Raw genomic sequence first — 6,786 nt, 5'->3', positions numbered from 1 at the left:
CCCCCGCTTTGACGCGGATCTGAGCACCGGGAACGCGGCCGTCGTAGGACCAGGTGTCGACCACCTTCCCGCCCAGGTCCACCAGTGCTCGCTGAGCGGTCAGGACGACGTCACGGACCGCGCCGGGATGGCGTGCCGCTTCCGCGGCCCGCACCTGCTCGGCCGAGGGCCCGACGAAGGTCGGAGCATTACCGGTCGTGCTGGCTGCCTTGCCACTGCAGGCGGAAACAGCGGCGCCGGCGGCGACCAGCAGGCCACCGCGCAGAAAAGAACGTCGATCGAGCGAAGACATGCGAAACCTCACGTGAGTCGTATTGGTGGAGCCGTAACGCACGGTGCGAGGCACCTGCGTGACAACCATCAGTTCCGAAGAACGACCACACGAGTGAGGATGACGGACAGAGAAGGCACGTCAGGGACGGCCCACCTGCGGATCGACAGCCGTCGGAGCCCGCTCGACTCCTCGGCGCCGACGCGGTGCAGAAGCAGTGGCAGCCCAAGGGCCAAGCCCAGCGCTACCAGGATCGCGAGGCACATCGTGCTCGGGTCGAGGGGCGCATGGGAACCGCCGGCATTGGATGAAGACGACTCACTGATCGCAGAGCTGTGATGAGCGGTACCAGGCATTTCGCCGACGGTGTGCGCTGAGACCATCGACGATGTCGGCATCTCGGCACGGTCGTCGTGCTCATGCCCCAGAGTGTGCATGAACGCGATGCCCGTCACGAGGATCGCCAGCAGCAACGCACGGAGAAGTGCCGCCGCCGGTCCTCGGGCCGCCACCATCGCCTCCAGGCGCTGAGTCGCATCTCTTATCGGCAATAGTAGCCGCCAAGGCGAGCCGTCCAACGCTCTTCTGTCCCCCCGCCAGCACTGTTCTCCAGTGGATTCCCCCCACCGGTTGGTGTGGCTGTGCGGTCCCGCGCCCCTACGTCTCAGGCATCCGCTCGAGAGCCCCGCAGCATGTCGAGACGGGCCCGATACTCCTCGCTGTCGATCTCGCCTCGGGCGTAGCGTTGCGCCAGCAACTCCTCGGCGGACGGGAGGCGGGGCTCCATGGGAGACGGAGACGAACGCCCGACGTAGCGGACGAGCAGCACGATGCCGACGACCACCGCTGCCCAGAAGAGCACGTTGCCGACCATCATCAGGGCGTAGCCCCAGCCGTTCATTCCGTTCCAGTACATCATCTCGATCACCTCGCTTGATCGGCCAGAACCTGCGGTACAGCCGACCCTTTGAGCATGTACCTCCCGGTGCCGTCGAGGAGACGCCAAAGGTCCCTCATCAGGCGGGCATAGGTCATCCGCCGAAAACCCACGATCACGGCGGCGACCGACGCACCTCCGGTGGCCTTTGGCCTGGCCACTGATCACATTTCGCTTCGGCCCGGTGCGCGCTGATCGCTCTGGGCCGGCCGGTCGTCCTGGTCCCTCCCGCCGTTCCCGCGGTCCTCCAGTGGGTCCTTGGAACGCCTACATCACCCCCGCGCCCCTGAGGACCTCACAGATAGGGCCATAGGTCCCACGTTCTCGGCTCTTTCGGATGATGACCCCTTTGGCAGCAGGTGCGACTCTGGCGCTGGTGAGTCCTATCGCCCCTAGGAGAGGTATGTGATCCATCATGGCTGACCTGGTGGTCATCCTCCTAGCCGTAGCGTTGATCAGCTTCCTCCTGTGGTTCTTCTTCGCCCCAAGAAAGGCAGGCCTCGCCACGCTCAGCGGCGGAAAGCAAGAGGTGGAGGTGACCGTCAAGGGCGGATACTCGCCTGACGTGATACGGGTGCGCCAAGGCGTCCCCCTGCGCCTGGTATTCGACCGGCAGGAAAGCGGAGAGTGCACCTCACACGTGGTCTTCCCCGATTTCGGACTCAACCAGTCGCTTCCGGCCTTCCAGCGAACCGTCGTCGAGCTGATCCCGGCGCACAGCGGTGAGTACGGCTTCGCCTGCGGCATGAACATGGTGCGCGGCCGTCTGGTCGTCGAACCGGCGAACGGGCAGGTCACCGCGACAGCTGACAGACAATCACCCGAAGAGAGTCGGCCGGCAGCGACGAAAGCAGCGGAGCGACAGGACGACCGGAGCGAGGACGTCGAAGCCGCGGAACGGCGAGCCGAGATTCGCGACCTGTCCCGACGAGTCCTCATAGGGGCGCTGCTGACCTTTCCGGCGGCCCTGGCCGTGATGGCCCACGAGTTCTTCGGCGCCACCTGGGTGCCCGATCTCCTGCTGAGCCGTTGGGTGCAACTCACTCTGATCACGCCGGTCATGTTCTACAGCGGCTGGCCAATCCATCGGGTCGGCTGGCTGAGCCTGCGCCACCGGTCGGCAGAGATGAACAGCCTGATCGCGCTTGGAACGACTGCCGCCTACGGCTACAGCCTGCTCGTGACCGCCTTCCCCGAGTTGCTGCCGAAGAATCTCCGCGACGTCTACTTCGAGGCCGTCGGGGTCATCCTGACCCTCATCCTGCTCGGCCGTCTGTTGGAGTCCCGAGCGAAGGCGGGTACAGGAGAGGCCATCCGCAAGCTCATCGGTCTACAGGCCAGGACCGCCCGGGTGCGACGTGATGGCGCCGAAGTCGAGATCCCGGTCGATCGGGTGGTGCCGGGTGACGTGGTGAGCGTACGGCCCGGTGAGAAGATCCCGGTGGACGGGTTGATCATTGATGGACGCTCGACGCTGGACGAATCGATGGTTACGGGCGAGTCGATCCCTGTGGAGAAGGGCCCCGGAGACCAGGTGGTCGGGGCGACCGTCAACCAGACGGGAGCGTTCACCTTCCGTGCGGAGAAGGTCGGCAGCGAGACGGTGCTGGCTCAGATCATCCGCTTGGTGCAGGCCGCTCAGGCGTCAAGGGCCCCGATCCAGCGCTTGGCCGACCTGGTCTCGAGTTATTTCGTGCCCGCAGTCATCACCATCGCCATCGCCACGTTCACGGTGTGGTTCGTCGCCGGCCCGGCCCCGGCCTTCACGCCGGCGCTGGTCGCGGGCGTCGCCGTGCTGATCATCGCCTGCCCTTGCGCGCTCGGCCTGGCCACTCCCCTGTCAATCATGGTTGGGACGGGCAGGGGAGCCGAGGCAGGCATCCTCATCCGCGACGCCGAAGCACTCGAGACCGCGCACAAGCTGAACACGATCGTCCTGGACAAGACCGGCACCATCACGCGCGGCCAGCCAGAGCTCACGGACGTCGTACCGACCGGCGACCGATCGGCCGAGAAACTGCTGCGCCTGGCGGCCTCGGCTGAGCAGTCCTCCGAGCATCCGCTCGGCCAGGCGGTGGTGCGCGGCGCGATCAAGCGGGGCCTGCGGCTGACCAATCCGTCCGAGTTCGACTCGGTCACAGGCAAAGGAATCACCGCGGTCGTCGAGGGACACCAGGTGCGAGTGGGCGGCCGCCGCCTGCTGACCGCTTCGGACATAGATATCTCGGAACTGGAAGAGACGGTCAATCGCCTCGCCCGGGCAGGCCGTACACCGATCATGGTAGCTGTCGACGAAGAGGCCACGGGGGTGGTAGCAGTGGCGGACACCGTGAAAAACGACTCCCGCGACGCTGTCTCCGCTCTCCAGAACCTCGGACTTCAGGTCGTGATGATCACCGGTGACAACCCGCGCACCGCCGAAGCGATCGCACGGCAGGTCGGCATCACCCGTGTCCTGGCCGAGGTGCTGCCCGAGCACAAGGCATCGGAGATCGCTGGGTTGCAGCGTGAAGGCCTCCGCGTGGGCATGGTGGGCGACGGCATCAACGACGCGCCTGCCCTCGCCCAGGCTGACGTCGGATTCGCCATCGGCACGGGCACCGACGTCGCGATCGAGGCCTCCGACATCACGCTCATCTCCGGGGCGCTCGGCGGGATCGTCACCGCTGTACGCCTGTCCCGGGGCACGATGCGCAACATCCGGCAGAATCTGTTCCTGGCCTTCGTCTACAACGTCGTCGGCATTCCGATCGCGGCCGGCGTCCTCTATCCGTTCCTGGGGATCCGGCTCAGCCCCGTCATCGCCGCCGCCGCCATGGCTCTGTCTTCTTTGTCAGTGGTGGGCAATGCGAACCGACTGCGCCGCTTCACACCACCGCCCCTCCCGCTCGCCCCGCCGGTTCCCGCCGATCTCCCTGTCTCCGTCCAGACAGGAGCCGAACCGGCGGCCGAAGCGCAACCGGCGACCGTGGACCCCGTCTGCGGTATGACGGTCGATCCTGCGACGGCGGCCGCATCCGTCCAGCACGACGGCTCCACCTACTGGTTCTGCTCCACGCACTGCAGGGACGCATTCAGGGCGAAGGCGGGCGTCTCTCTGCCACCGCTGGCCGGCTGACAGGGCCCGCCAAGCCGTGCTCGCTTCAGTGCTCGGCGGGCTGACCAACCCACCCCAAAAGCTACAGGGACGTACGGGACAAAAACGGCAGTCACCCGGCCGGGAAGGTACCTCCCCCGGCCGGGTGACTTGGTCATATCCGAGAGTGCGATCAGGCGGTGTAAAGGGGGTAGCCGTACCCCGTCACCTGCCACCCCGGGCGGGTCCGGACTTCGACCCTGCCTGGCCCGGCGTTGCCTTCAATCGTCTGGATGGTGCCGTCGCCGTTGTCCTTGACGACGAAGCCCACATGCTCGATCCCGTCGACCCTCTTGTCTCCCTTGAAGGAGAAGAACACCACGGCCCCGGGCTTGGGGACGTCACCCCAGCGGTTGTGGTTCTTGAACCATCGAGCGTGCTCGACGGTCCATGCATCGGAACCGAGGACGGGACCGATGCCGAGCTGGCCGCCCACCCAGGACACGAACATGTCGCACCAAGGAGCGTTGGCGTAATCTCCGACAGCGCCGCCGTCGCGTGCCACGGTCTCGCTCGCCCGCGGCGAGGACAGGTACCACTTCTGAAACTTGGTACCGCCGCCGCTGCTGTTCTCGGTGATGCCGACCTGCTGGCGGGCCAGGTCGAGCAGTTGTTGCGCGCTCACCTTGGGCAGCTTGGCGGCAACCTCCTGGAGATTGGTGCCGTGCTGTCCTGCGTCGGCGGGAACACCCTGTGCATTCGCAGCTACAGTCCCGGTGCCGATTACGCCTGCCAGCGCTCCGGTAATCAGGGCAGCACGAAGACCGGTCTTGCGGGCTTGGGTCATGGGGGCTCTACTCCCTTGCTTCCATGCCGCCTACCGGGTTAGCTGACGGGTTCGGGCGTGGAAGTCGCCCTACGGCATGCATGCCGATTCACCCCAGGAGAGGTGGGTCCCCGGCTCCGCGCGACTGCGGACTCAGCGGTCGGACGGCCGCCCAGGTCGGGGCGGTCGGTCGATGGTGTGGGACGGACGCACTCGTTGCGGTGTCACCCGTGTCCTACAGAAGGTAGTAGACAACACCAAACCGGTCAACAGGTAACAAATCGCCCAAATGATCCTATATAGGGCAGGCTGTGGCTCTCCGACTGGACATGGGCAAAGGGGAGATCTTGAGCAGAACCGATGCGTGTGCGGCCCTCGCCGGTCCGCGCAAGAAAGCAGTGTTCACTCCCCTGCCGCCACCCCCGCCACAGCGCCATCAGTGACGTCTCAGCGCAACCCGAAAAGATCTACTACAGGTCCTAGTGCTCGGGAGATAGTCGTTCACTTGCGCCAACTCGCCGAGGTACGGGACCATGACGCTGATGCTTCTGGCTCTGATGCGACCGTGGCGGGCTAACGACTCTGAAGTGGCCCTGAGATGCAGGCACGATCCAGCTGACCGCTGAGTCCGGCGCTTTTCACGAGACGGCCCCAGCGAGAGCTGCGCCCAAACTTCTGAGAGATGACCTTACCGCTGGGCAACGACCCATTCGGGCCTCTGTTCGCCAGTGCCCATATCCAGGCTGCTCTCTGAACCTCTCGTCCCTCGCGCGGTCCGAGGAGCGCGTCTTTAGCAGGATCTTCACGGCTCGCGGATACCGGACTGTCGTCACCGAGGGCGGCCGGATCGGCAGCAACAGCTCCAATCGTCTCCTCATGGTGGAGGTAAGCGTGCCGGATCTGCCGCGTGAGAATCTCGTACGCACCGACCAGGGCGAAGGACGGCCAGGCTGCTATCACGCGGCCGATCAGAGTGGGTTCGGCGACGGCGACGTTCGCGGCCAGCGATGCGAGGCTCGCGGTGATCAGCAGGGTCCATGGGAGGACCCCGCCCCTCCGGCCGTACCGGCTCTCCAGCAACAGCGCCATGGACGAGCTGATGACCGTACCGTCCACGGATAGCGGTATGAGTGCAGCGGTCAGCGGGCTCTCGCCGTGCGCGAGCGCCAGCTCATGCATGTGACGGAACGAGACGACCGCGGCGATCGAAGCGACCAACAGCACGCTGCCCGTCGACGTCCGCCGGATCCAGCGGTTGGAGGACGACGTCATCGAGTTCATCCCTCCGCCACGGCTCGAAGCGTGCGGACACGACGCTTGGGGAGAGGCCTGACCGCCTCGACTGTGAGCTGTCGAGCGCGAACTACCTCGTCAGACGGGGTCCCGCCCGTTTCCCTACTTCTGGGTCCCTTGCCGGGGGCACTCACCAAATCTTCGGCACAGGCGCCTGTTCTCGTTTTCCGGGAAGTTCTTCCGCCCTCGCCGCGACTCCTTCGAGAGTCTCGTGGGGGTGATTCGGATCAACGCCACCCCAAGGCCGGCGTCATGGCGGATCTCCAGGCGGAAGGCTGTGAACAGCTCACGCTGGAGCTCTTCGGGCAGCTCAGCGAGCTTCGTCTGGAGCATGGGGATCCTGTGAAGCAGGCCGGCTTGGTGGTCACGCGCGAGCGGACACC

General features: G+C 65.8%; 5 protein-coding genes, 1 pseudogene and 1 riboswitch. Of the genes and pseudogenes, 1 reads left to right on the top strand and 5 read right to left on the bottom strand.

The genetic code is table 11. The annotated features are described in order from the left end of the window. From FH610_RS31845 to FH610_RS31835, 3 genes and pseudogenes are all read right to left on the bottom strand, one after another. Positions 1-292, bottom strand: a pseudogene (locus tag FH610_RS31845) (twin-arginine translocation signal domain-containing protein); the annotation flags it as partial. Positions 293-360: 68 nt separating this feature from the next. Next, positions 361-744: a hypothetical protein gene (locus FH610_RS31840; protein ID WP_139578920.1), complete on the bottom strand. Its 384-nt coding sequence runs from the start codon at positions 742-744 to the stop codon at positions 361-363. A gap of 191 nt (positions 745-935) precedes the next feature. Further along, complete coding sequence (locus tag FH610_RS31835) at positions 936-1,190, bottom strand: SHOCT domain-containing protein (RefSeq protein ID WP_139578919.1); 255 nt, start codon at positions 1,188-1,190, stop codon at positions 936-938. 433 nt (positions 1,191-1,623) lie between these two features. Here FH610_RS31835 and FH610_RS31830 point away from each other — a divergent pair, with 433 nt between their 5' ends. After that, on the top strand, positions 1,624-4,326 hold the full coding sequence (locus FH610_RS31830; protein WP_139578918.1) for a heavy metal translocating P-type ATPase: 2,703 nt from the start codon (positions 1,624-1,626) through the stop codon (positions 4,324-4,326). Between the two features lie 151 nt (positions 4,327-4,477). On the opposite strand, the gene FH610_RS31825 is transcribed toward FH610_RS31830, so the two are convergent. Both FH610_RS31825 and FH610_RS31820 read right to left on the bottom strand, forming a co-directional pair. Further along, on the bottom strand, positions 4,478-5,131 hold the full coding sequence (locus tag FH610_RS31825) for a CHAP domain-containing protein (protein ID WP_139578917.1): 654 nt from the start codon (positions 5,129-5,131) through the stop codon (positions 4,478-4,480). Positions 5,132-5,143: 12 nt separating this feature from the next. Next, a riboswitch (cyclic di-AMP (ydaO/yuaA leader) is annotated at positions 5,144-5,279 on the bottom strand. Between the two features lie 404 nt (positions 5,280-5,683). Further along, positions 5,684-6,391 carry a DUF2637 domain-containing protein gene (locus FH610_RS31820; RefSeq protein WP_139578916.1) on the bottom strand — a complete coding sequence of 236 codons (708 nt, stop codon included), beginning with the start codon at positions 6,389-6,391 and terminating at the stop codon, positions 5,684-5,686. Between the last annotated feature and the right edge of the window lie 395 nt (positions 6,392-6,786).

This window comes from Microbispora catharanthi (genome assembly GCF_006334915.2).
Classification (GTDB): Bacteria; Actinomycetota; Actinomycetes; order Streptosporangiales; family Streptosporangiaceae; genus Microbispora; species Microbispora catharanthi.
Note: the sequence above shows the minus strand (reverse complement) of the source record. Positions and strands in the feature narration are given on the sequence as shown.

Excerpts from the sequence above, each read along its gene's own strand:
- FH610_RS31835 (WP_139578919.1), bottom strand. The coding sequence starts at position 1,190 with ATGATGTACTGGAACGGAATGAACGGCTGGGGCTACGCCCTGATGATG.
- FH610_RS31830 (WP_139578918.1), top strand. The coding sequence starts at position 1,624 with ATGGCTGACCTGGTGGTCATCCTCCTAGCCGTAGCGTTGATCAGCTTC.
- FH610_RS31825 (WP_139578917.1), bottom strand. The coding sequence starts at position 5,131 with ATGACCCAAGCCCGCAAGACCGGTCTTCGTGCTGCCCTGATTACCGGA.
- FH610_RS31820 (WP_139578916.1), bottom strand. The coding sequence starts at position 6,391 with ATGAACTCGATGACGTCGTCCTCCAACCGCTGGATCCGGCGGACGTCG.